Source organism: Microbacterium sp. A84 (assembly GCF_051842815.1).
Lineage (GTDB): Bacteria > Actinomycetota > Actinomycetes > Actinomycetales > Microbacteriaceae > Microbacterium.
This window is the reverse complement of record NZ_JBPXMS010000001.1, coordinates 1635521-1660280: the sequence shown is the minus strand read 5'-3', so window position 1 is coordinate 1660280 and position 24760 is coordinate 1635521. Positions and strand designations below refer to the sequence as shown.

The following is a 24760-nucleotide window of genomic DNA, read 5'->3' as shown; positions in this document are numbered from 1 at the left end:
AAGAGGTTCTGACATGACCGCAGTACACAAGGTCGCCATCGCCGGATCTGGCGTCACTGGTTTGGCTGCTGCCATCCAGCTCGCCAAGGCAGGTGTCAGCGTTGATGTATTCGAGGCGATGCCCGAGTTGAGTGCGCTCGGCTCAGGCATTTCACTTCAGGGCAATGCCCTTCGCGTACTCGATTCCCTCGGTGCGTGGGATGACATCCGCGCCGCGGGCTACCCGTTCGAGGGCTTGCATCTGCGTGCTCCAGGGCCGGGCGCGCCCGTCGTTGCTGCGCTGCCCGATGTAAAGACCGGCGGTCCAGACTATCCGGCGGCGATGGGGATGCCGCGACCAGAGCTGGCCCGCATTCTCCTCGATCATGCCCATCGGGCCGGGGTGAATGTGCGATTCGGCGTCAAGGTGACTGGCCTCGCCCAGCGTGGCGATGAGGGCGTCGAGGTGTTTGTCGACGAGGCATCTGCCGGCGTCTACGATCTGCTGATCGGAGCCGACGGGTTGCACTCGGTCGTTCGTGACCTCATCGGCATCGACACCAAGCCGCAGCCGACGGGCATGGGTATCTGGCGCACCTTCGTCTCGCGACCCGCCGAGGTCGTGCGCAGTGAGCTGTACTACGGCGGCCCGGTCTACATCGCCGGCTACACGCCCACGGGGGAGGAATCGATGTACGCGTTCCTCGTGGAAAAGGCTCAAGACCGGTTCGGCGCCTCTGACGAGGATGCGACACGCATCATGCTCGAAGAATCTCGCGCCTACGACGGACCTTGGAACGCGATCCGCGCCGACCTTGAGGCCGGCGCGCACGCGAACTACACCTGGTTCACCCAGCACATCGTCGAAGAGCCATGGAACCGCGGCCGTGTCGTGATCGTCGGCGATGCCGCGCATAGCTGCCCTCCCACGATCGCCCAGGGGGCCGCACAAGGACTTGAGGATGCGCTTGTCCTTACGGAACTACTCGTCGCACGAGATGCTGTCGATCAGGCGTTGTGGGACGAGTTCCACGCTCGTCGTCTGCCACGGGCGAGTGCCGTCGTTGCGGCATCCGTCCAACTCGGGCAATGGCAGATCGACGGCGATCGCGATGCGGATGCGGGCGGCCTGATTTTCGGAATCTCGCAGAAGATGGCGGAGCCGGCATGACGGGGCTGACAAGGGCGTCATCCGTTACCGACGTCCACGCGCATCTGCTGCTGCCGGCACTACAGGCAGAGGTGGAACGGCGCGCACCGCACCTGGTCGAAGAAGCCGCCGGACTCGAGCTCAGACGCAACGGTGTTGAGAGCCTCAAAGCATCTGGTGCGATGATCGGCGCACGCATTCCTAGGCTCACAGACGTGAGTGCTCGGCTCGCCGCGATGGACGATCAGGGCGTCGATCGGCAATGGGTCAGCATCTCACCCAATCACTTCTATCCGTGGGCGCCAGAGGGCCTCGCGGTGTGGGTTGCGGGGGAATCGAACCGGCTCATCGCTGAGCACGTCGCTCACGCACCCGATCGCCTGACAGGTCTTGGCGTGGTTCCGCTGCAGCATCCGGAGCGCATCGTCGAGTACCTGGATGACGCAGTGCTCGGACGAGGGCTCGCCGGCGTTGAGATCTCTTCGTTCGCGGGAGATGTTGAGTTGTCGGATCCTCGCCTCGAACCCTTCTGGGCTCGGGCCGCGCAACTGGGATGTATCGTCTTCCTGCATCCGTTCGGCTGCAGTCTCGATGAGCGACTGAACCGGTTCTACCTGTCCAACACCGTGGGTCAGCCGACCGAGAACGCCGTCGCGCTGTCGCATCTCATCTTCTCGGGCGTCCTGGACCGCCATCCTGAACTCAAGATCGTCGCGGCGCACGGCGGCGGATACCTCCCGTTCGCGATCGGCAGGTCGGATCACGCCTGGCGGGTGCGACCGGAGGCGCATGGCTGTGTGCACGAGCCGTCGAGCTATCTGCGCAAGCTGTGGTTCGACACTGTCGTCCACGATCCGGCGGCGCTACGCCATCTCGTTGCGGCCGCCGGCGACTCGAGGGTGTTGCTCGGCAGTGATTTCCCCTTCGATATGGGGCTGGACGATCCGGTGACTGAGATCAGGTCGGCCGGACTTCACGACGAGACCACGCGGCGCATCCTCGGCGAGAACGCCGATGCATTGCTCCGCGCGCGGGTGCGGACATGAGGATTGCGCGCTGGTCCGGTGACGCTGCACTCGGCGAAGGATTCGTCGTGGACGATCATGTGGTGCCATTTCCCGATGGGCTCACTGTCGCCGACGTGCTCGCGCAGGGGCTGCCTTTCGCACACACGCTGTTTGCCCGCATCGCGATCAAAAGTGGCACACCGCTCAGCGGCGTTCATCTACGTGCGCCGCTCGTGCCTGCGGCGATCCGTGATTTCGTCGCGTTCGAGGAGCATGTGGAGGGCATCAGCGCGTCGGTCGACGGCAAAAGTGAGGTCGCGGCCGAGTGGTACCAGGCACCGACGTTCTACTTCACCAATCCGCACACGGTGTTGGGCCCTGATGAGCCGGTCTCCCCGCCCGAGACCGCGCGCCTCGACTTTGAACTCGAGATAGCGGCGGTAATCGGCGGAGTGCCTGACTCGTCCGGTGCGAACCTGACGGCTCAGGCCGCGGCATCCCACATCTTCGGGTACACGATCATGAACGATTGGTCCGCTCGTGATCTTCAATCACGCGAGATGAAGGTTCATCTCGGGCCGGCCAAGGGCAAAGACTTCGGCACCAGCCTCGGGCCGTGGATTGTCACGGCTGATGAGCTGGCACCGTTCCTCGACGCGGACGGTTTCCTCGCAATCCGCGCGGAAGTGTTCGTCAACGACGAACTCATCGGGCACGACCTTGTGTCCAACATGGGCTGGCCGTTCAGCGAACTCGTTGCTTACGCGTCGCGTAACTCCCGTGTCGTGCCGGGCGATGTGCTCGGCTCAGGCACGGTAGGCAATGGCGGATGCCTCGGTGAGCTGTGGGGACGGACTGCCGGGCTGCTGCCACCGCCGTTGCAGGAGGGTGATCAGGTGCGCATGATCGTCGAGGGGATCGGTGTACTCATCGGACGTGTGGGAGCGGCCGTGGCAGCACCCGAACTTCCTGCAGCCCGTCAGCGGACACGCGCGCGCAACCGCTGACGGGCTTGCCGCTCGCGTAGTCAGACGACCACACGTACGGGCATGCTCTCCCAGCCGCGCAGCGTGTTGTTCAAGTGTCGCCGCGGAGGGCCTGCGAGTTCGATGGATGAGACTCGATCGAGAAGCGCGTCGAGAAGTGTCACTGCCTCTAGCCGCGCGATGTGCTGGCCGACGCACTGATGGATGCCCATGCCGAATCCGACGTGACCGGAGGGGTCTCGTGATAGATCAAATTTCCCTGGGTCGGTCCATCGGCGCGGGTCGCGGTTCGCAGCGCCGAGGAACATGAGCACCTTGCGTTCGGGCGCGAGCACAGCATCCGCGATCCGCGTTTCCGTCGTCGTGGTGCGAAAGAAGGTCTGCACCGGAGACTCGAGACGGATTGCCTCTTCGAAGGCGCGCGGCAGTAGCCCTCGATCGGCACGGAGTCGCTGCCACTGATCCGGGTGCGTGGCGACGGCATGCAGCACGGCGGAGATGCCGGTGACAGTCGTGTCCACGCCGGCGGTCAGCAGCGAGCGGACGATGAGCGGCGCCTGTTCGTATCCGATCTCACCGCGGTCGGCGGCTTCCCAAATCTGCGCGCCGAACCCGGTCTCGCTGAGATTCTCACGGCGACACTGTGTAGCGATCCACTCGACCGTCGGACCGATGGTCTTTGCCGGGTCGGTGACCCGTTCATTCATCGGACCGAACGCGTTGAACGCGAAGTCGCCGTATGGAAGGAGGTTTTCCCTGTTGTGCGTTCCAATTCCCACCGCGTCGGGGAAGACACGCAGTGGGAAGGGCTCGGCGAGGGCCGTCACGGCATCGAACTCGTGGCCCTCCGACAGCACTCGTTCCACGAGGGTGACGGCATCCGCCTGCCAGCGCGACTCCAGCGACCGTAGTCGTCGCGGCGACAGCAGCTGTGACAAAACGGCGCGCGGGGCATCGTGGCGAGGCGGGTCCGCTTCAAGCAGAAGGCTGGGCGGGCGCCAGGGCGCCTCGTGATTGAAGTTGCTGAGTCCTACGCCTGCGCCCGACTGCAGAGACTGCCAATCGGTCAGCGCCCGGTGGACGTCGTCATATCGCGCGACGGCGTGGACATCGTAGCGAGGCAGATGGACGACGGGACCGAGCTCGCGCAACTCTTCGTGGAAGGGCAACGGGTCGCTGAGGAACTCAGTAGAGAATGGGTCGATATCCGAGGCAGGGATCGGGGGTGCGGTGGTGGGCATTGTTTCTCCTAGGATCAAATGTCGAGGACGAGTTGTGCGTCGAGACTGCGTGAGACGCAGGGGAACAAGCATTCTGAAGCCGAGCGCTCCGCATCATTCAGCAGAGAGTCGCGATGGTCTGGTCGGCCAGCGACGACGTCGGTTTCGCAGGTTCCGCACACCCCTTGACCGCACGATGTCAGCACATCGACGCCTATGCGGCGCAGTGCGCTGACCACGGTCTCGTCGACTGCCACGGTGGTAGAACGGCCAGATCTTGCGGCAACGACAGCGAAAGCGGTCGCGGGCGAGGATGACCTCGTGGATGCAGTGAATCGCTCAACCTTCGCTGGATGGCCGTCCCGGGGCGCGCCCCATGCCTCGACGTCGTCCAGCAACCGCGACGGTCCACAGGCGTAGACGCGCTCGGCACCGTCGATCGGCCGCCAGGCGTCGAGGTTGGCGCGTCCGAATTCGTCCGCGCAGTGGATTGTGACCCGATCGGCGAAGCGTGCGAGTTCGTCGGCGTATGCAAGCGTCGTTCTGCTGCGGCCCAGGTACAGGAGCCGCCAGTCGGCGCCCAGCATGTCCGCCTGACGGATCATCGGAAGCAGGGGAGTGATACCGATACCGCCCGCCACGAACAGGTACCGGCCGGACGGTGCAAGGCGAAAGTTGTTTCGCGGCCCACCGAACCGCAGGACGTCGCCCTCGCGCACAGTGTCGTGCAGTGCGATTGATCCGCCGGATCCGTCCGCCTCGCGCTGCACGGCGATCCGGTAGGTAAGGGCATCCCATCGGTCACCGCAGAGCGAGTATTGGCGGGTGGTGCCATCATCAAGAATGACGTCGATGTGGGCGCCGGGCGACCAATCAGGTAAGCGCGTGCCGTCCGGAGCGCGGAGGCTGAACTCAACGACGCTGTCGGAGATCGCGCGGCGGCGTGCCACGACTAGGCGTCCGCTCGACGCGTCGCGCGGTATGGCAGTGGTGTCGAGCATGATCGAGGACAAATTCGTCTTCTCTTCGTTGAGGGCCCGACGGCGGTGTCGGTGAGAAGACGGTACCTTCGGAGTCAACGCGTCCGACTCCTGATTCCATTGAACGGAATTGGGAGTAATCTGCTCAGGGGAGGCGCAATGGCGCGGGGATCCGCAGGAGAGTCGGTGCTGAGCAAGCACCTGCGAGTTTTGGACGCCTTCAACGCGCTAAGGCCGTTTCTCACGCTGGCCGAGATCTCGGATGCTGCGGCGCTTGCTCCCTCGACAACGCACAGACTGGTCGCGGAGCTAGAGCGTGAGGGACTTCTTGAGCGGCTCCCTGATCGGTCATATCGACTGGGGGTGCGCCTGTGGGAGTTCGCTTCGCGCACGCCGGGTGCGCTGGGGCTGCGTGAGCTGGCGCGACCGTGGATGAACGCTGTGCACGGCCGTATCGCTCAGCACACACAGCTCGGTGTCTTGAACGGACTCGACGTCCTGTTCGTCGAGCGGATGTCCACCCGCGGTGCGGTGGTCAACGCGACGCTCATCGGTGGTCGTATCCCACTCGCCGTGAGCTCCAGCGGCCTGGTCCTGCTCGCACACGCCGGTGACGATGTCGTCAGTGAGGTGATTCGCGTAGGGTGGCCCCACCACACTCGGCACACGTTGCGTGACGGCGCCGCGTTGCGCGATCGGCTTCGCAAGATGCGCACGGATGGATACGCAGTGCTGGACGGGCACATCTATGAAGAGTCGCGCGGCGTCGCGGTACCTGTCTATGGACCGCAGGATGGCGTCTACGCGGCGCTCAGTGTTGTGATCCCCGTCGAGGAAGCGTCACCTGCCGGTGTGATCGAGATGCTCATTGTTGCAGCGGCGGGAATCACCCGCTCGATGAGCGACGCATACCTCAGTGGACTCGCGTCAGCGCCAGACGGATCGCCTGCGGGGATCGGACCCCTCGTCAGTACCTCCTTGGCGACGGTTGAGTACTTCGCGAAGCGAGGGGAGCGGAGTGCTGGCGAGCGGTAAATCCTTCGTCGAGAAGTGGCACTCAACGGTTGAGCGCAGACAGGCCCGCGATGCTGCTGCGCCAACGCCGCCTACTCGGGTATCAGTGAGTCTGTGCAAACATCGCTCGCGCCAAGCATCCTCGCCGCAGATTTGATTGAGGCCCTTGCAGGGTGAGGCGTTCGAACGGCTTTACCTCTGGCGCTACCAATTGGGGTACGTGAGACTGGTCTGGAACGCAGAATGTGACCGTCGTGGCAGTGTGAGAGCCAAGATCCGTGCCCACATTTTGCGTCAAACTGAACAGGAACCACCCCCGCTGAGGCGGGCTGAGCCCAGATCTTCCAACTCCTGAAACCGCGTAGATCCGGAGTTTCTGACTGATTCGGGTCGAGATCGGATTCAAAAGATGGGGTTCAAATCCCTCCGTCTCCGCCATAAAACACCTGTTCAGAAGCTATTTTCTAAAGACTCTGCGCTCGGTTTGCGTCAAATTGCCCACTAGATTGTGGGCAGAAGGTCTCCGATTCGCCTGGCGGCCACGCATGAAAGCCCTGTTCACGTGCCTTTTCGCCTTGGCGTGGCGCGAGGAGACGGAGGGGCTTTGTCTCTCGGTCTCCTCGCCGTCTCTCATCGGATTCAAAACACGCCCCCAAGACTCCTCGCAGCCTTGGTGCCAACCAGGCAGGCGGCAGACCCATGCCCGAGCAGGCGTGTCGTTCAAACGTGGGGCGTCGAGTAGGTCACGGAACTCGGTAGCGTAACGCCTGGGCACAAGACGTCCTTCCAGGCAGACCCCAAGCAAGCTAGATCAGATGTCGCCTAACCGTGCAGCAGTCCCTTCAGACGTTTTTGCTTTGGCACGTTCCGTGCGTCGCTGCGATGGATAGTGCGCCACCTGCACCTCGTGCATAATTGCAGACCGTGCAATAATGCTTGCGTGCAACAATCCGAAGGGCTGAGAGCCCGCAAACAGCGGCAAACGCGCGATGCGATCCATCGTGCGGCCGTGGACCTGGCCTTCGAACTCGGGCCAGACGCGGCAACGGTCGCCGAGATCAGCGCGCGCGTTGACATCTCGCCGCGCACGTTCTTCAATTATTACCCGACCAAAGAAGATGCGTTCGTCGGCCTGCACGAGGGGCTGCCGAGTGACGACGAACTCGACATGCTGCGCTCCGGAACCTCCGACGATCTCATCGGCGACATTCTGACGCTCATGCTCGGAGTCTTCACACCCAGCGACGAAACGCTCCTTGAGCAGCGCAGGGCGCTTATGGCGGAGCATCCGCAGCTTATTCAGCGGCAGTGGGCGCGAATGGTTGGCGTTGAGCAGCGCATCGCCGGAGTGGTTGCAGAGCGAATGCGAGCCAGGGGTGCCTTCACCACCGTGTCCGACATCGACGATGCGGCACGTGCGCTGGTTGTGACCTGCAACGCGGTGCTTCGTCTGAGTATCCGCAAGATCATCGCCGACCACACCTCGGCCGCTGACATCCGGCCGCAGGTCGATGAGAGTCTGCGCATCCTTCGAGAGGTACTGCGTACGCTGCCATGACCGCTTCCTCGACCGCCCCACGGCCCCGCTCTCACGAGTCGCGCAGGGGTATCATCCTGCTCTTCATCGGGTTGGTGCTGGCGATGCTGCTCGCCTCGCTCAGCCAGACGGTGCTCAGTGCCGCGATGCCCACGATGGTGGGTGAGCTCGGCGGGGTCGACCAGATGCTGTGGGTGATGACCGCCTACATCCTTGCATCGACCATCATGATGCCGATCTACGGCAAGATGAGCGACTTGATCGGCCGCAAGGGGCCGATGATCTTCGCGATCGTGACGTTCATGGCAGGCTCCGTCATCGGTGCGCTCGCCCCCGACATGACTGTGCTCATCGCCGGACGAATCGTGCAGGGGGTCGGCGGCGGCGGACTCATCATCCTGTCGCAGGCGATCATCGCCGATGTCGTCCCGGCGCGCGAGCGCGGTAAGTACATGGGAATCATGGGCGCGGTCTTCGCCGTGTCATCGGTGGCCGGCCCACTCCTTGGCGGCTGGCTGACCGAAGAGGTCAACTGGCGCTGGACCTTCTGGCTCAACATCCCACTCGGCGCTCTCGCGCTCGTGGCCGCGATCGTCTTACTGCATCTGCCGAAGGGCACGACCGCGAAGCCAAAGATCGATGTGTTCGGCATGATGACGCTTGCAGTGGCGACGGCCAGCCTGATCCTGGTCGCATCCTGGGGTGGCAATGACTACGAATGGACGTCGCCGGTCATTTTGTCGCTCATCGCGTCGACCGTTGTCTTCGCCGTGCTGTTCGTTTTCGTGGAGCGGCGTGCTGCCGAGCCGATCATGCCCCTAGGTTTGTTTCGGCACCGCAACTTCAATCTCGCCACCGCAGCGGGTCTGCTGATCGGCGTCGCGATGTTCGGAGCGATCGGGTACCTGCCGACCTATCTGCAGATGACATTTGGGGCGGATGCCACGACGGCCGGCATGCTCATGGTGCCGATGATGGGCATGATGCTGGTCAGCTCTCTCCTCAGCGGTTGGCTTGTGAGTAAGTACGGGCGCTACAAGTGGATGCCGATTGTCGGGGCGGCGCTGGTCGCGCTCGGGCTCGTGCTGCTGGGCACGATGACCCCAGAGACTCCGCTGTGGCGGTTCTGCGTCGATGTGGGCTTGTTGGGATTGGGGCTCGGCGTCAACATGCAGATCCTTGTGCTGATCGTGCAGAACACGTTCCCGAACAGGGTGGTGGGTACTGCGACCGCGGCGAACAATTTCTTCCGTCAGATCGGTGCGTCGCTGGGCAGCGCTGTGATCGGGAGCCTGTTCGCCCTGCGCCTGGTAGACATCATCGGAGAACGGCTTCCCTCCGGTGCCGCGGCGCAGGTCGGCGACATCGCTTCGCTCACCCCTCACAGCGTGCTGGAGTTGCCAGCATCCGTGCACGACATCGTGGTGCACGGATACAACGATGCGCTCACTCCGCTTCTGCTTGGTATGGCACCTCTCGCGGTTGTCGCGGTCGTGCTGCTGTGCTTCATCAAGGAAGTGCCGCTGAAGACGACGGTTGAGCGCGACATCGTCCCTGACTCTGTCAGCGAGGGACACCTCATCATTGAGCACGATAGCGACTCAGTGAACGACGCCCGCTGAGGCTTGCCGGCCCTCATGAGATGAGCAGCGCTTCCCGGGCGAGTTGCTTGTTGCACGCTGGCGTTCTAAGTGCGGTCGGCCCTATCGGTAGTGGAGAGCAACCGGCCATTCGGAGAGGTAATCGACGGTCGCGAATCGTGCCCACTTTTTGCGTCAAGTTGAACAAGGACGAACCGGGCGCGATCGGGGCCGGCGGGTCTCGCAAAGGGGTGTGGGTCAAATACGGGGTGAACAACGAGGCCGTCACCGACCTGTACTTGCGACTGGGGCTAGCGATCGGGGAGTTCTGAAGCTCTCGCACGGGAACCGAACTCTGGCTAGCAGCGAGGCGAGCCTGAGTAGCTCTCCGCAAGGACCTCGTCGATGCGGTCCGGCCACGGGTGCGAGTCGGTGTAGTGGGTGCCCATTCTCGAGTGGAACCTTTGCGAACGCGACCGTTCGACCAGACTGCGTCCAGTCGCCAGTACTGAGCCGTCCCTAGTCACCGTGATCGTGCGCGAGATATCCGCGGGAGAACGCTGCGGCGACCGCGGCCGCGCGATCGTTCACCCCGAGCTTGGCGAAGGCGTGCAGCAGATGCGTCTTGATGGTCGCTTCGCTGACGAACAGCCGACGCGCGGCCTCGCGGTTGGTCGAGCCGCGCGCAATCAGGTCGAGCACCTCCACCTCCCGCTGCGAGAGGTTGCCCGACGATGGGCGGCGCATCCGCCCGAGGAGCCGGGCGGCGACCGTCGGCGCCAGCGTCGTTTGGCCCTGTGCGGCTGCCTCCGTCGCTCGGAATAGCTCCTCTCGAGGAGAGTCCTTTAGGAGATATCCCGTGGCGCCGGCCTCGATGGCTGCAACGACGTCGCTGTCGGTGTCGTACGTTGTAAGGACCAGAATGCGGGACGGAATGTCGCGCTGGGCGAGAGCGCGGATCGCGCTCACCCCGTCGCTTCCCGGCATCCGCAGGTCCATGATGATCACGTCGGGCCGGAGCGCCGCCGCCTTGGCGATTGCCTCCGTGCCGTTACTGGCTTCCCCGATGACTTCGAAGCGTGGGTCCGCGGTGTACATGCCACGGAGCCCGTCACGGACTACCGGGTGATCGTCCACGAGCAGCAGTGAGATCATTGTGTCCCTCCCACGGGTGTGGCCGGGACCGTCGCTGACAGAGCGGTTCCAGCACCGGGCTCAGACTCGATCACGACTTGACCGGCCAATCGTCGAACTCGCTGGCGCATTGCTGTGAGTCCGAACCCGCCATCCTCGGATATCGCGGTGCGCGCCAGATCTGGCGCGAAACCCACACCGTCGTCGCGCACATCGAGGGTCACGAGGTCTTCCATGTATGACAGCGTCAGACCAACGCGACCGGCCTTCGCATGCTTGGCGACGTTGGTGAGCGCCTCCTGTGCTGTTCTCAGCAGCGTCGCCTCCACATCGGTGTGCAGCGGGCGGGCGTCTCCGGTGACGGTGAACACGGCATCAACAAGATGTGACTCCGCCCACCGCCGGGTCACTTCCCCGATGGCTTCGGGCAGCAGCGCGTGGGCGAGTGCGTCCGGTTCGACGGCATGGATGGTGCGACGCGCATCGGTGAGGCTCTCGCGGGCCAGCGCTAAGGCGTTCGTCAGGTGCCGGCGCGCTGCGGGCGCGTCGCCCATGGTCTGCTCGGCAGCCTGCAGTTGGGTGAGGATGCCGGCGAGGCTCTGAGCGAGGGTGTCATGGAGGTCGCCGGCGATTCGCTGCCGCTCGTCGAGGATTCCCGCTTCGCGGGCCTGCACCAGCAGCTGTGCGTGCAGGCCTGCGTTCTCCTCCAGCGCACCCTCGAGCTTGGCGTTGGCGTCGTGGAGCAGCGCGAGGACTTGCTTTTGCTTTCGACCGGTCACGTCGGTGGACGCGGCGAAATAGAACGACGTCCCGGCGAGCACACCGGTCACCGCGCTGATCGTCACCCACACTCCCCAGCGCCCTTCGGCGATGTTGTCCCATCCGCCCACGTATGACACGGCCATGATGATCGAAGTAGCCGCGACGCCGACGTATCGCCAGGGTCCGGTAAGGAGGAGGAACGCGTGGATGTAGCCCACGAACGCGAAAACCCCGTACCAGGGGGACAGCACCACCAGGGCAGCAGCCGTGATCATCAGCCCTGTGTAGGAGACGGCGATCAGAGTTCCGTTTCGCTGGTCCCCCTGGGCGCGCGAGAACACCGAGAGCCACACCGTGGTCACGAGCGTGAGGCCGAGTATCGCGGGGAGGGCGACCCGTTCCCCCTGCCCGATCTGTAACAGGGTTAGGACGGTGCTGATCGCCAGCAAGGCGTACGGGAGCACGGAGTAGAACACGCTCTCGCGACGCTCGGCTCGCGCGATCTCCTCACGTAGCTCTGTCTCGATGCTCATTTCCTACTCCCATCGGAAGAACCGGGCGGCCGTTCCTCCTGCGATGATCGACCAACCCAGCAGAACGGCGAGGTGGAGTAGCGAAGGCCAGTTTCCGGCCGTGGCGTCTTGCAATGATTGCACGCCCGCCCCGATAGGGGTGTAGTCGGAGATCGCTCGCAGCACGTCGCTCATTGATTCGCGCGGAATCCATAGTCCGGCGAAGAAGGCCAGCGGGAAGAACAGCACCAGGCCGATCGCGCTTGCGCTTGACCCGCTCGGTGCGAGTGCGGCGATGAGCAGCCCTGTCGAGAGGAGCGCGACGGCGGTTAGCCCAACCGCAGTGACGTACGCGAGGACGTTGCCAGGGAGTTCCACCGCGAACACCAGCCGCCCGACGGCTAGGACGATCATCACCGTCGTTAGCGATAGCACCGCAAACAGGATGAGCATCGCGCCCAGCAAACTCCCGGGGCTCACCGGGGTCGTCCGCATTCGCCGCAGAATCCCCTTCTCACGGTAACCAGCGAACTGTTGCGGCAGGCTGTAGACGGCCAGGATACTGATTCCCACCGCGACGAGGATCGGCGCGTAGAGGTCAATGACCCGGAGCCCGCCGAGTTCCGCATTGGGCTCGCGGAATGACGGGATCGCTCCGAAGACCACCAGCAGAAGGGGCGGGACGGCTAGCGCGAACGTCCACGTCATCGGGTCGCGGAAGAATAGCTTTGTCTCTGTGTGCGTGAGTTGCAGGAGTGCAGACATCATCAATTCCTGTCGTTGAGGGAGCGGCCGGTGAGGCTGACGAACGCGTCTTCGAGCGTGGTCTGTTCCAAGCGCAGGTCGGTTGCGGTGACATGGTGGCGGTCGAGTTCTTTCGTCACCGCGAGGAGGAGTTCCCCGGTGCCGGTGACCTCGAGGAAGCCGCCGGACGCCTGGACGGATATGACTTCGGGAACGGCGATCAGAAGGGCGGTGTCGATCAGTGCGGACGGTCGGAACCGGAGCAGCTGTCGGTCCTCGCTCTGTCGGATAAGGCCTGCCGGCGTGTCGAGGGCCACAAGGTTTCCTCCATCAATCACCGCCAGCCGGTCGCAGAGGCGTTCAACCTCCTCCATAAAGTGGGAGACGAGCACCACTGTGACACCGCGAGCTCGAACGTTCTCGATGAGATCCCATACGTCGCGACGCGCCTGCGGGTCGAGCCCGGTGGTCAGCTCGTCGAGGATGACGACCTTCGGATTACCGATCAACGCGAGCGCTATGGAGAGGCGTTGTTTCTGCCCGCCGGATAAATGCCGATACTGTACTCGGACCTTGTCCGAGAGCCCGAGGGGGCCGATCAGCTCACGCCAGTCCAGCGGTTCGCGATAAAAGGAGCCGTAGAGTTCAAGCGCCTCACCGACCTTGAGCTTGCCGGGTAGCTCGCTCTGCTGCAGTTGGACGCCCAGCACCTGCGGTAGCCCGCGCCGGTCACGTTGCGGATCGAGCCCGGCGATCTGGATGGTTCCGCTTTCGGGAATGCGGAGACCTGCGATGCTCTCCACGAGAGTGCTCTTCCCCGCCCCGTTGGGCCCGAGGATACCGAAGATTTCGCTTTCCTCGACGTCGAATCCGATGCCGTCCAGCACTGTGCGGTCGCCATAGCGTTTGACCAGGTCTCGTACCTCGATGATTGCCATTGCTCCAGCCTCACAGCGGCGCCAGCGCGATGAATCACCCGTGCGGCCGTCTTACGACGATTTTTGGTGGATGCGGTGATCCACCGATCAGTTGATGCGTCGTCGAGCGTCTACGCGTAGGGAGAAGTCCCAAACAGCGACCACTCATCGCGGACTTCGCCCCCGCACCGCTCCCGACACCGACGACAACGGCACCCCCGATTGGATAGCAACGGCAAACCGCGCCGCAAGCCCCTCGAAGCGGTCCGCTGCGGGTTCCCATCGGCCGCCCAAGACTACGAGGAGAACCTCAACCTCGCGAAGATCCTCATCGACGACGAAATTGAACCGCCCCAGGTTTGATTCCGCACCTATGCGGAGAGCGGCTCTCGGGTGAAAGTTGCCCATGATCAGCGGTTGCGGGGCTCGAGTTCCCTCGCGTAGAAAGTCGTCGCTGCTTTCAGGATCGCAACATCCTCACGCAGCCGCCGGTTCTCGGCCTTCAACCGACGGATCTCTGGCGTGCTCTTCGCTGGTCTGGCCAGGCCATCACGATCGCCCAGCTCGCTCTCGGAGCGCGGGACCAATCTTCTTCGGCACGATGCCATCTTTTCAACTCGAAAGGAAGCGGCATCAAACCTGAGGCGGTTGATGGTGCAGAAATGGGTGTAGATGATTCGGCTGCCACGCGACCCGCACATTTGAATGGCATCAACACCTGCGCACACGTAGCCGACACCGCAATCTCGCTCCTGACGTGCCGCGGAACCCACTATCCCTGATGCGCACCGCATCCACCCGAATGGAGCCTCACTCACGATGAATAGACACAAGACGTCGCGCGCGACCGCGCTACTCAGTGCGCTGGCACTGGGCACTCTCGCCGTTGTCGGCGGCTCGACCGCGGCCTTTGCTGCTCCCGCCGAGTATGGCAACATCGATTTCTCCCAGACCGGCTCCCTGACGGTGCACAAGTATCTGCACCAGGCCGCTGGCGGTACCGTGGGGGACATCAGTGAAGCCCCGGCACCCGGGGACTTCACCAACCCTGTCGAGGACGTCGTCTTCACTGCCTACCCACTGCTGAAGAGCGGCGCGGCACTCGACCTCACCGCGCCCGCCACATGGGAAGGGCTGAACACGATCACGCCCGGCGCCGCCTGCGCCGCGCCCGCCGGATACACCCTGGGCGCCGCCATCCCGATGCCCGCCACCGATGCCGCCGGCGCTTCGGCGCAGAGTCTGCCGATCGGTGTCTACCAGGTGTGTGAGACCTCGGCCCCGGACTACATCACTGAGATGTCGCAGCCGTTCATCCTGTCCATCCCGATGCCCCACGAGGACGGCTGGGTGTACGACGTGCACGCCTACCCGAAGAACGGCATGACCGACAAGCCTGTCAAGACCGTCAGCACACTGGACGGCAAGACGGGACTGGGCTCGACCCAGAACTTCCCCGTGTCCCAGGAGATCCCGCGCAAGGAGGGCGACTGGACACAGTTCGCCATCTCGGACGCACTCGACCCGCGGCTGAAGCCGTTGGGCACGGGCGTGCTGTCGGTGAAGCTCGACGGAGCCGCACTCGACGCCGACTATTACACCGTGGCGTCCTCCCCCGTGGGAGGCAAGGCCAAGGTCACCGTATCCTTCACCCCCGCAGGCCTCGCATGGCTCAACGAGACACCGCGCAACGCCCATGCTGGCAAGACCGTCGAGATTGTCTTCACCACGAAGGTCGTCTCCATCGGGGCGGACGGCATCATCCACAACACGGCGGAGTTCACCGGTGACGCGACGGTGGAGTCGAACGAGGTCACCGTCAACTGGGGCAGCATCGAGCTGCAGAAGCGCGCCGCCGCCACCACCGGAGCCACCGGTCTGCTCCAGGGCGCGGTCTTCGAGGTCTACAACGCCGTGACGCCCTACGCGGCGGACTGCACCACGGCAGTGGCGGATGCTGCCGCCGGCCCCCTCACTGTCGATGGCGAAACCACGTTCACCTCGGATGCTGCCGGTGTGGTAAAAATCGGTGGGCTCTTCGTCAGCGACTCGGTGAACCCCTCGGTGAACGCGCTGACGCGCTGCTACGTCGTCAAGGAGACCGTGGCACCCGCGGGCTACGTCGTTCCGGCGGTACCCTTCACCGGGATCACCGTCAAGGCGGGAGTGACCTCCGTCGCAGACAGTCTGAACGCCGACATCGTCAACAACCTGGTCCCGCCCGTGAGGCTCCCCCTCACCGGCGCCAATGGCCAGCTCACCCTGCTCTACGCAGGTGGCGCTGCGGCGGTCATTGCCATCGGCCTCGTGCTGGTGAACCGCCGTCGCGCACGGGTGAACAACTAGCCCATCCGCACACCGTGGGGGCGTGTGAGAGCGCGTCCCCACGGCTGCATCTGCCCACGAACAATCCAGAGGTCGGTTCCGTGCCCCATTCCAGTTCTCCGTCGCCACGAGTCAGGCGACTGCCCCGTGCGGCGCGCGCGGCCCTCCTCTTCGGCTTCGCACTCCTCAGCGTCGCCGTGCCGTCGGCCAACGCGTCGACCGCCGCGCTCGCCGCTACCACGCCCGCTCCCGCGCCGTCCGCCACGTCCGCTCCCGTGCCGTCCGCCACCACGCCCGCCGTCCCTGCGGCGGATGAGGTCGACCCCGCACCCGGCGGCGCATTCGACCCGCTGTATCCGCAGGTGTTCATCGGGCAGAACTTTCCGACGACCACTCTCCTCGGTGGCCAGCAGGTGCCCGGTGCTCTTGCGCTGAAGAACCTGGGCTCGACGACCGACATCAGCTACAACGCCATCGGCTACAACATCAACGATGGCTTCATCTACGGCATCCGGGCCAATCCGAACGGCACGCAGAACGGCACCAATCACCTCGTCAGGGTCGAAAACAACGGGGTCGCCGTCGACCTCGGCGTCGTCGCGGGCCTTCCCTCGCCGACCCCGAAGCCGACCACCGGTGATCGGGTGAACACGTACACGCAGGGCACGTTCGGCGGCATCACCGGTCCGGACGGCAACAGCCACATCCTGTACGTCCGTGACTTCAACAACACGGACAACTTCGACGACATGTGGGCCGTGAACGTGGAGACGATGACCGCGGAGAAGATCACCTTCGACCCGATTAGCGCCACGATCTCGGGTGTCGCTGACTTCACCTGGGTCGGCGGGCAGCCCTATTTTCCAAGTCGAGGAACGATGTTCGGTGCCTCCGACACGGCGATCTACGGGATCTCCGAGGTAGACGGCTTTGGCTGGGTCGTCGATTCGTACCACAACCCGATTCCCACGACGAAGGACGGGCGCCAGTTCGGTGCGGCCTGGACGCTCGGCAACGGAAGGATCGGGTTCTCGGACAACCCCACCGGGGATGTCTTCGTGCTGGAGATCAGCCACGACGAGCGAGGCATCGTCTTCGACGTCGCCGCGGCGTTCAGCGGCCCGGTGACGACCAACAACGACGGAACGAGCGTACCCGGCGGCAACGTGGACCTCGGGGTCGTGAAGGAGGGGCCGGAGTTCTACGCGGTCGGTGAGACCCTGAACTACATGATGACGGTCACGAACCACGGGCCGCACGCCTCGAGCGGCAGCATCCTTACGGACACGCCGCCGGAGGGGCTGGGGGAGGTCACCAGCACGACCCCCGGATGCACCGTTGCGGACGAACGACACCTGACCTGCGTCCTGGGTGCTCTGCCGGTCGGCGCCAGCACCGAGGTGAACATGACCGCGAAGGTCCTCACCGAGATCACCCACTCATTAGGAAGCGTCATCAACAGCGCCCACGTCCTCGGCAATGAAGAAGACCCGAATATGGACAACAACTCCGACAGCACGAGAGCCGCCCCGTACCCCGGCATCCTCGAGCGCACGAAGACCTCCGACCCGGTCTCCGGAACGCACGTGACCCCGGGCCAACTGGTCACTTACGAGCTCACCTTCCACAACGCGGGCCGCTCGCCCGTCGTGGTCGACCAGGTGGACCTACTCGCCGACGTGCTCGATGACGCGGATCTGGAGGACGAGGTCGTCGCCGAGGCGCCCCTCACGGCCACGATGTCCGAATCCGAGATCGCCATCATCGGGACACTCCCGGCGGGTGCGACGGCCACTGTCCGCTATTCGATGCAGGTGAAGTCTCCGCTGCCTGCGACGGCGAGCGGAAAGCTCGGCAACTTCTTGGTGACCAAGGGTGACCCGCCACCGCCCACGTGCGACCCGGTCACTGAGCTCTGCACCGAGCACCCAGTGCAGGCGTCCCTGACCTGGAACAAGGTCAACGACCAGACCCCAGCCGTGAACCTCGCCGGGTCGGAATGGACCCTCACCCCGTACGATCGTGCGTCGACTCCTGCACTCGTGCCGGCGGCATCCATCCACGTGATCGACTGTGTTGCGGAGACGGATGCGGACTGCACCGGCGCCGACACGAACTCGGCCGAGGGCGAGTTCGAAGTGGGCGACCTGCCCATCGGCACCTACCAGCTCGCCGAGACGCGCGCGCCGGCCGGATACCAGCAGATCCAACCCATCGACATCGCGGTGTACGAGAACGTGAGCTTCGGCGACATCGTCAACACTCCGGTGGAGGTGCCGACCCTGCCGTTGACCGGCGGAATGGGCACCACCATGTTCTGGACATTGACCGGCGGCTTCGGAATCGTCGTGCTCGCCGCCTTCATCCTTCAGCAACGTCGACGGACGCGGACCTGATCGGGTGAGCACCGCAGCCGCTGAAATCGAGACCCGTCGGTCCCGCTCGCGCCGCACGCGCCGGCGTGGCCGACGGTGGCGGCCGAGCCTTCTCACCCTCACCATCGCGCTGTTTGCACTCGCCGGCCTCGGCGCCGGGCTCTATCCGATGACCGCGTCCTGGCTGTCGTCGTACAACCAGTCGCAGATCATCCGCGACTACGAGCACTCCGTCGACCGGGTCACGCCGAGCGCCACGGATCAACTGGCGAACGCCCACGCCTACAACGACGCACTGAGCGCCGGAGTCGTGTTCGGTGCGAATGCGAACGTGCCGGTCGGTGAAGGGGCGTCGACGAACGAATCCCTGGAGTACTCCCGGATGCTGACGGCATCGGATTCCGGTCTGATGGGACGGGTGAGGATTCCGCAGATAGACGTCGACCTGCCGATCTACCACGGCACGAGCGATGATGTGCTGTTGAAAGGCGTTGGACACCTGGAGGGCTCGCACCTTCCGGTCGGTGGCGAGGGGGCCCATGCGGTGCTCACGGCGCACCGAGGCCTCGCGAACGCGACCATGTTCACCAATCTCGACGGGGTGGAGGTGGGCGACCAGTTCACCGTCGAGGTGTTCGGGGAGGTGCTCACGTACGAGGTACGCACGAAAGAGGTTATCGATCCGGCGGATACCGGGACGCTGCGAGCCGAGCCAGGGAGCGATCTGGTCACCCTCATCACCTGCACGCCGCTCGGGATCAATTCGCACCGCATCGTGGTCACAGGGGAGCGAGTGGCGCTCACCCAATCCGACGATGTCGCCGCTGCAGGGCTCGACCCGACCATTCCCGGGTTTCCGTGGTGGGCTGTCTTCCTCGGTGGCGGCTTGCTCGTCGTGAGCGGATACGTCGGGTGGCAGGGGCGTATCGACGCGAGGATCGCCGCGCGGCGGGCGCGCCGGTGACGGTTCAGGTGGGCGGCGTGACGGGACCCTTCTCGTCCGAGCTGCCAGGTCGCTGCAGCAGCCCCATCCGGGTCGCCTGTAGGATCGCTTCTTCGCGGCCGCCGACTTTGAGCTTGCGGTAGACCGTGAGCCGGTGCCGCTTGACCGTCGCCGGAGCGATGGCGAGGGCCACCGCCGCATCCGCCAGCGAAGGGTGGGTGATCATGGATTCCAGCGAGCGCTGCTCCATCTGGGTGAGACTCTCACGCATTACGCAGCGTGCCAGTTCCGGGACGCTGTTGATGAGCGCCACGACGTCGCAGACCCCGGCGTCGCGGGCTGCCGCGGCGAGTTCGGCGAGGGGCTCGAACGGCACGGATCGCAGCATCATCGACAGCTGACAGCGTGAGATGAGCTCGCCAGCGCTGCGGAGCGTGTCGAATGCCTCCTCGGTGCGGCCGCACGCCCATGCCGCGATGGCCGCAATGAGGAACCTGTCGATCTGCTGCCGCAGGTTCAGGGCAGCGGGTCCGAGCCGTTGGATGAGCAGTAGAGCCTGCACGTTGTTTCCCTGGAAGAGGGCAAACCGCGCTCGTCCGATCTGCACAAAGGGGTTCCTCGCGGGCAGCGCGTCCATGATCTGCTTCGAGGCGGCGAAGTTGCCCGAGGTGGCGTGAAGCATCGCCTGGTAGAGCGCGAGGTATCCGCCCCACACACCCACGCCGTGCCGTTCGCGTTCGATTTGCGCGATCCCGGCGCGCAGCTGCGGAAGCGCCCAGTCCGTTCCGCGCTGGTAACGGACACTCTCGGCCTCAGCCATGATCAGCATCGGCCACTGCTCGATCCGGTCGCACCACGGTAGGGTCCGCTCGATTGCCTGCCGGAGCAGGTCCGGGCGCCGGAACTCGTATGCGTGGTGCGCGCGCACGATCTCCGCATTGACCCACGCCAGCCCCGGAGCCGGGCCGTACTCGTCGCGCACCTGGTCGGAGTGGGCCAGGAGTTCCGCACCGCGCCGGAAATCGCCCTCGTTGGACTCCACGAGCGCGAGTCCACTGAGCGCCGCGTGCTGCCACGGGCCAGGCCTCAGCGTGGCGTGTGGTGCCCCGCCTGAACTGTCTGAGGAAGCACGTTCTGACATCTGTTCCATTAGGATGCTGAGGCGCTGCCATACGCGTCGTGCCAGTGCCGAATCCCCACCCATGAAGGCCGTGAACGCGAGTTCCTCAAGGAGTACCGGCTCATTGTTGCCTGATGTACGGAGGTCAGGGCCCTCGAGCCGTCCATGTGAGGTGAGCCGGGCCTCGATGTCCTGCGCGATGGCGAGGGCGGCTGGGGCGTTCCCCTGCATCCGTTCGCCGATCATGACCTGCATCCGATGCCCGATGTGCAGCGGATCTGCAGGATCGGGGTTCAGCTTCAAGCGGCGCTGGGCCCCCGCGTGGGACAGCTGTGAGGTGTGCCAAAAGCGCTTTGGCGCGACAGTCGATGATTCGAACTCAAGGAAGAATCGCGCGGCCGCGAGGGTCGGGTGAGCGAACAGCTCCGCGTCGTTCAAAGGTGACAGCGCGGCGAGGCAGGCGTCGCTGCGATCAGTGATGGCCGTGAAGTTGCTCCAGAGGACGGTCTCCGCCGCGGCGAGGGAAGAAGACCGCAGATAGATGCGGAACGCGTCGAACGGGTTTGACTTCTCCATCTCTTGCGCGGCTCGCAGTACCAAAGCCTTTCGCTTGGACGTGCTGAACTCTTGGGCCGCGATGTCAGGAAGCGTGGCGCGCACAGAAGGGTGCACGCGGTAACCCGCGCCATGGGCAAGCCGAACCAGTACACCCAGTTGGAGAAGAGTGTCGATGTGCGATTGGGTTCGCGCGGCGGGCTTTCCGATGAGCTCTGCGGCGTGGTCCAAGCTGAAGGATCCGACGAGGGAGGCGCCGAGTAAGACCACGCGCGCGTGGGGATCCAGCTCGCGGAGAACATCCAAGATGTCGATGGCTACACGCTGAAGCGCCGGGTGAGCGGCGACGGGGGCCGGTGCCGGGATGCTTTCGCCGATGCGTGCCCCGTCACGTCGCGGAGCATTCTCGGTCTCATGAGCGGTGCGGAGGACAGCGGCGACAGCGACGGGCCATCCGTCTGCCTGCGAGAACGCTTCGGTCAGCCCGGCAGACAGTTCCACGCCAGACTGCGCCGCGAGGTCGAGGCTTTCCTCGGCGGTGAATGCGAGTTCGTTCCGGTCGATCACACGAACCCTGTGCATATAGAGGGGGCCGTCGAGCACCCGCACCGATCGCGCGAGGACGCACACGTGAAAATGGGGATTGGACTCGCCCAGTGCGAGTAGCGCGCGATCGTGCTCCGCCGTGGTCATGCCATGGTAGTCGTCGAGCAGGAGCAGCGTGGGCTCGGTCAGCGCGCTGATGCGTGCGTGCACCCATTCGCGTGAGTACGCATCGTCGTCCGGGAGCGGGGCGGGCTCGGCGGCCGCGAGGCATCTGCCAAGTGAATGCCAGATCGACTGGCCACGCGCACTCGCGCCGTGGATCGAGTACACGCGAAACTGCTCGAGTAACGGGGATCTGAGCAGTTGCGTGGCCAGCGTGCTCTTTCCTGAACCTGCCGGAGCGTTCAGCACGACGAAGGGTATGAGTTGCCCTGTTGCATCTTCGAATCGTCGTAGCAGGCGCTCTCTGATGATGAGTGAGCCGCTAGGCAGAGCCGAGTTGGTACGCACGTGACACTGCCTTCCCACAATGAAGCCACGTTCCCCGGTCTGTGCCCGGGGAACAAAAACGGCGCTTGCATGATCAAATGTAATCAGCCAAGCTGAACGCCGGCTCTGTCTGCAGCCGTGACTATTTGCGGGTTTGGGGACAGGCGAGCTCAAGCCCGGTACCCGTGGATGAACCGGGTCATGTCGGTCAAGGGCAGTCGCGCTCCTTCGCGAAAACACGCTCGCAGCCTTGAGGATCTCGTTCGCCTTGCGCTCGACTGGGATGTGAATGGGGTCGATTCCCGCGCTCTTCTCGGTAAGTCGGTACCGGCGGGCACAGTCCGGCGCTCCCACCGAGCGCGATGGCCGGGATGGCAGGGATGCTGGACGGCGCAACCTCGATCATGCCGGAGGGCGTCGACATGATGCGGATGATGGAATCGTTCCCGATCGGCCGCATCGGCATGATGGCCGGCAAGGATTTCTCGGCCGAGAAGATCGACCAGCTGCTGGCAGCCGCCAACGCCGGAACGATGAGCTGACTCCTGGGGGAGCGGTACTCCGCATCGGTGACTACCGCGCCTCAAGCTCCGCGGCCACGAACGCAGCCATCGCATCCGCACCGAAGTGGTCGTCGGCGGTGATCGTCACGACGGCATCATCTAAGAAGATGAGCAGCTGGCCGTAGGCGCCATGCAACCTCCACGCCGCCCCTGGCCCGCCCCACCCGCTGAGCGCGTAGCGGTCGTATCCGGGGTTGAGGCCCGCGACGATCCAGTCCGTGTGCATCGCATCAATCGATTCTGGCGATACCAGTCGCTGTCCCTCCCACACGCCCCGATCCCGGATGAGGCGCCCGATGCGCGCCAGCTCTTCGGTGCGCAGCGCAATGCCCTCGCCGGCGACGATCCGCCCGTTGGGGCAGCGCACCCATTCGACGTCGTGAATGCTGAGGGGAACGAACAGGCGCGGGACGAGATACTCGAGCACGTCGCCAACCCTTGTGGCGAGTACGAACATCGCCGCATATGTGCTCGCGTTGGAGTACTGGAACACGCGTCCTCGGGATGGTCTGCCGAGGAACTCGAGGGCGAGGTCGGGCCAGTCGGTCATCATGGTCTCCGACCACGGCAGGTCGATGCCGCTCGACATGCTCAGCAGATGACGTAGTGTGACCTCCTCGACCCCGGCACCGAGGTCGGCCCCCGACAGATAGGTCGACACTGGTGCGTCGAGAGAGACGACGCCCTCATCCGCGGCGATGCACGCAGCAAGTACGCAGATGCCTTTCGCTGCGGAATGGATGTCTTCGCGGACGTCCGGCGTCCAGCGGTGCTCCGCGACGTCATCGCCGATGCGCACATGCAGGCCGTGGGCTCCGAATCCTGATGCCGTCACATACTGCACGATGAGGTCACGAATGCGCTGGGCGGTAGTCACCCGTCCAGTCTGCCTGCACCCGGGCCGGCGAACACCGCTCCTGGATTCAGGATTCCCTGCGGATCGAGGGCGTGCTTGATTCTTTCGTTCAGCTCGAGCACGTCGTCGCCGAGGTAGTCGCGCAACCACGGCTGCTTGAGGCGTCCGACGCCGTGCTCACCGGTGATCGTGCCACCCAGCGAAATGGCGAGATCCATCACCTCGCCGTACGCGAGATGGGCGCGCTCGCGCTGTGAGTCGTCCGCGGGATCGAATACGAGCAGCGGATGCGTGTTCCCATCGCCGGCATGGGCCAGGACAGCGATGAGTATGTCGTGTCGTGCGGCGATCTGCTCGATCCCCAGCACCAGGTCGCCGAGTCGGGGGATCGGCACGCCCACATCTTCCAATAGGACGGTGCCCAGTCGCTCGACGGCCGGAATCGCCATACGACGCGCCTGCACAAACGCCTCGCCTTCGTCGGGATCGCCGGTCGCAAAGCACTCCTCTGCGCCGTGTGTCCTGCAGATCGCCTCGATCGTGGCGATTTCAGCTGCCGCAGCATCCGGATGATTGTCGGATTGGATGACGAGCATCGCGGCCGCATCGACATCGAGGCCCATGCGGGTCGCAGCCTCGACGGCGCGGATCGTCGGCCGATCCATGAACTCGAGCATTGATGGACGAGTCGACCGAGTGATCTCGATGACGGCGTCGGTCGCACCTTTGAGCGTTGGGAAGGTCGCCACGAGTGTTGTCGGTGGCAACTGTGCGGGCACGAGTCGTAGGATGACTTCGGTGATGACGCCGAGGGTGCCCTCGCTGCCGACGAACAGCTTCGTCAGCGACAGCCCTGCGACATCCTTCACGCGTGGACCGCCGAGTCTGACCGCGCGCCCGTCGGCGAGCACCACGGTCATTCCGAGAACGTAGTCGGTCGTGACGCCGTACTTCACGCAGCACAGCCCGCCGGCGTTCGTGGCGACATTGCCACCGATGGAGCAGAACTCGAACGAAGACGGGTCGGGCGGATACCAGAGGCCGTGAGCGGATGCCGCAGCCTTCACCTCCGCGTTGAACGCGCCCGGCTGCACTGTCGCCATGCGGGTGTCCGCGTCGATGTGGATCTCCCGCATCCGGTTGAGGGAGAGCACGATCGCCCCGTCGACCGCGGTGCTGCCGCCGGAAAGTCCGGATCCTGCGCCACGGGGGATCACTGCCGTTCCAGTCTCGGCCGCGAGGCGCACCACAGTCTGCACATCTTCGGTCGTTGTCGCCCGCACCACGGCCAGCGGTGTTCCGGCAGCCGGATCATTGGCTCGATCCCAGCGGTAGGCGTCCATGGATGCGGTGTCGGTGATGACCGTGCCCGCGGGCAGGGCGGCGATGAGCCGGCCAGTCAGAGGTGTCGCCATGACGGTCATACACTCTCCCTCGAGTCTTGACATCACAGTAGCCGGTGAGGG

19 protein-coding genes and 1 pseudogene are annotated in these 24760 nt (G+C 64.6%); 10 read left to right on the top strand and 10 right to left on the bottom strand.

Translation table 11 applies throughout. The annotated features are described in order from the left end of the window. The first annotated feature begins 13 nt into the window (after positions 1–13). The 3 genes from ACSU04_RS08005 to ACSU04_RS07995 are packed head-to-tail and all read left to right on the top strand — an operon-like array spanning position 14 to position 3143. Entirely contained in the window at positions 14–1150 is a 1137-nt protein-coding gene (locus tag ACSU04_RS08005; RefSeq protein WP_439289022.1) for an FAD-dependent monooxygenase, read from the top strand. Further along, positions 1147–2175, top strand: coding sequence for an amidohydrolase family protein (locus ACSU04_RS08000; RefSeq protein WP_439281616.1), 1029 nt, complete (start codon positions 1147–1149; stop codon positions 2173–2175). Before ACSU04_RS08005 ends, ACSU04_RS08000 begins: the two co-directional genes overlap by 4 nt. Then, positions 2172–3143, top strand: a complete 972-nt coding sequence (locus ACSU04_RS07995) for a fumarylacetoacetate hydrolase family protein (RefSeq protein ID WP_439289021.1) — start codon at positions 2172–2174, stop codon at positions 3141–3143. Before ACSU04_RS08000 ends, ACSU04_RS07995 begins: the two co-directional genes overlap by 4 nt. Positions 3144–3163: 20 nt before the next feature. On the opposite strand, the gene ACSU04_RS07990 is transcribed toward ACSU04_RS07995, so the two are convergent. Both ACSU04_RS07990 and ACSU04_RS07985 read right to left on the bottom strand, forming a co-directional pair. Further along, the gene (locus tag ACSU04_RS07990) at positions 3164–4363 is read right to left on the bottom strand and encodes a cytochrome P450 (protein WP_439281614.1); all 1200 of its coding nucleotides are present in this window, start codon (positions 4361–4363) and stop codon (positions 3164–3166) included. A gap of 14 nt (positions 4364–4377) precedes the next feature. After that, a complete protein-coding gene (locus ACSU04_RS07985) occupies positions 4378–5355 on the bottom strand; it encodes a PDR/VanB family oxidoreductase (protein WP_439289020.1) in 978 nt (325 codons plus the stop codon). Between the two features lie 126 nt (positions 5356–5481). Here ACSU04_RS07985 and ACSU04_RS07980 point away from each other — a divergent pair, with 126 nt between their 5' ends. The 3 genes from ACSU04_RS07980 (at position 5482) to ACSU04_RS07970 (ending at position 9495) form a co-directional block, all read left to right on the top strand. Beyond that, positions 5482–6357 (top strand): IclR family transcriptional regulator, encoded by an 876-nt coding sequence (locus ACSU04_RS07980; RefSeq protein WP_439289019.1) that lies wholly within the window; start codon positions 5482–5484, stop codon positions 6355–6357. Between the two features lie 919 nt (positions 6358–7276). Further along, on the top strand, positions 7277–7894 hold the full coding sequence (locus ACSU04_RS07975; RefSeq protein ID WP_439289018.1) for a TetR/AcrR family transcriptional regulator: 618 nt from the start codon (positions 7277–7279) through the stop codon (positions 7892–7894). Then, positions 7891–9495, top strand: coding sequence for a DHA2 family efflux MFS transporter permease subunit (locus tag ACSU04_RS07970; RefSeq protein ID WP_439289017.1), 1605 nt, complete (start codon positions 7891–7893; stop codon positions 9493–9495). Before ACSU04_RS07975 ends, ACSU04_RS07970 begins: the two co-directional genes overlap by 4 nt. A gap of 477 nt (positions 9496–9972) precedes the next feature. On the opposite strand, the gene ACSU04_RS07965 is transcribed toward ACSU04_RS07970, so the two are convergent. From ACSU04_RS07965 to ACSU04_RS07945, 5 genes and pseudogenes are all read right to left on the bottom strand, one after another. Further along, entirely contained in the window at positions 9973–10608 is a 636-nt protein-coding gene (locus ACSU04_RS07965) for a response regulator (protein WP_439289016.1), read from the bottom strand. Beyond that, positions 10605–11882, bottom strand: coding sequence for a sensor histidine kinase (locus ACSU04_RS07960; RefSeq protein ID WP_439289015.1), 1278 nt, complete (start codon positions 11880–11882; stop codon positions 10605–10607). Before ACSU04_RS07960 ends, ACSU04_RS07965 begins: the two co-directional genes overlap by 4 nt. Before the next feature lie 3 nt (positions 11883–11885). Then, positions 11886–12626, bottom strand: a complete 741-nt coding sequence (locus tag ACSU04_RS07955) for an ABC transporter permease (RefSeq protein ID WP_439289014.1) — start codon at positions 12624–12626, stop codon at positions 11886–11888. A 2-nt stretch (positions 12627–12628) separates the two neighbouring features. Next, positions 12629–13543, bottom strand: coding sequence for an ABC transporter ATP-binding protein (locus ACSU04_RS07950; protein ID WP_439289013.1), 915 nt, complete (start codon positions 13541–13543; stop codon positions 12629–12631). Between the two features lie 381 nt (positions 13544–13924). After that, positions 13925–14127: pseudogene (locus ACSU04_RS07945) on the bottom strand (IS3-like element ISPfr13 family transposase); the annotation flags it as partial. Between the two features lie 214 nt (positions 14128–14341). On the opposite strand from ACSU04_RS07945, the gene ACSU04_RS07940 reads away from it, so the two are divergent. The 3 genes from ACSU04_RS07940 (at position 14342) to ACSU04_RS07930 (ending at position 19186) form a co-directional block, all read left to right on the top strand. Next, on the top strand, positions 14342–15868 hold the full coding sequence (locus ACSU04_RS07940) for a SpaH/EbpB family LPXTG-anchored major pilin (protein WP_439281571.1): 1527 nt from the start codon (positions 14342–14344) through the stop codon (positions 15866–15868). A gap of 80 nt (positions 15869–15948) precedes the next feature. After that, the gene (locus ACSU04_RS07935) at positions 15949–18243 is read left to right on the top strand and encodes a DUF6923 family protein (protein WP_439289012.1); all 2295 of its coding nucleotides are present in this window, start codon (positions 15949–15951) and stop codon (positions 18241–18243) included. 4 nt (positions 18244–18247) lie between these two features. Further along, positions 18248–19186, top strand: coding sequence for a class C sortase (locus ACSU04_RS07930; protein WP_439289011.1), 939 nt, complete (start codon positions 18248–18250; stop codon positions 19184–19186). A gap of 4 nt (positions 19187–19190) precedes the next feature. Here the strand turns inward: ACSU04_RS07930 and ACSU04_RS07925 are convergent, their stop codons facing one another. Further along, positions 19191–21896 carry a LuxR C-terminal-related transcriptional regulator gene (locus ACSU04_RS07925; RefSeq protein ID WP_439289010.1) on the bottom strand — a complete coding sequence of 902 codons (2706 nt, stop codon included), beginning with the start codon at positions 21894–21896 and terminating at the stop codon, positions 19191–19193. Positions 21897–22246: 350 nt separating this feature from the next. Here ACSU04_RS07925 and ACSU04_RS07920 point away from each other — a divergent pair, with 350 nt between their 5' ends. Further along, the gene (locus ACSU04_RS07920; RefSeq protein ID WP_439289009.1) at positions 22247–22417 is read left to right on the top strand and encodes a hypothetical protein; all 171 of its coding nucleotides are present in this window, start codon (positions 22247–22249) and stop codon (positions 22415–22417) included. A 31-nt stretch (positions 22418–22448) separates the two neighbouring features. Here ACSU04_RS07920 and ACSU04_RS07915 read toward each other — a convergent pair whose 3' ends face one another. Together ACSU04_RS07915 and ACSU04_RS07910 are read right to left on the bottom strand one after the other, a co-directional pair. Then, complete coding sequence (locus ACSU04_RS07915) at positions 22449–23315, bottom strand: serine hydrolase domain-containing protein (RefSeq protein WP_439289008.1); 867 nt, start codon at positions 23313–23315, stop codon at positions 22449–22451. Then, positions 23312–24718 (bottom strand): FAD-binding oxidoreductase, encoded by a 1407-nt coding sequence (locus ACSU04_RS07910; protein WP_439289007.1) that lies wholly within the window; start codon positions 24716–24718, stop codon positions 23312–23314. Before ACSU04_RS07910 ends, ACSU04_RS07915 begins: the two co-directional genes overlap by 4 nt. Positions 24719–24760: the final 42 nt, after the last annotated feature.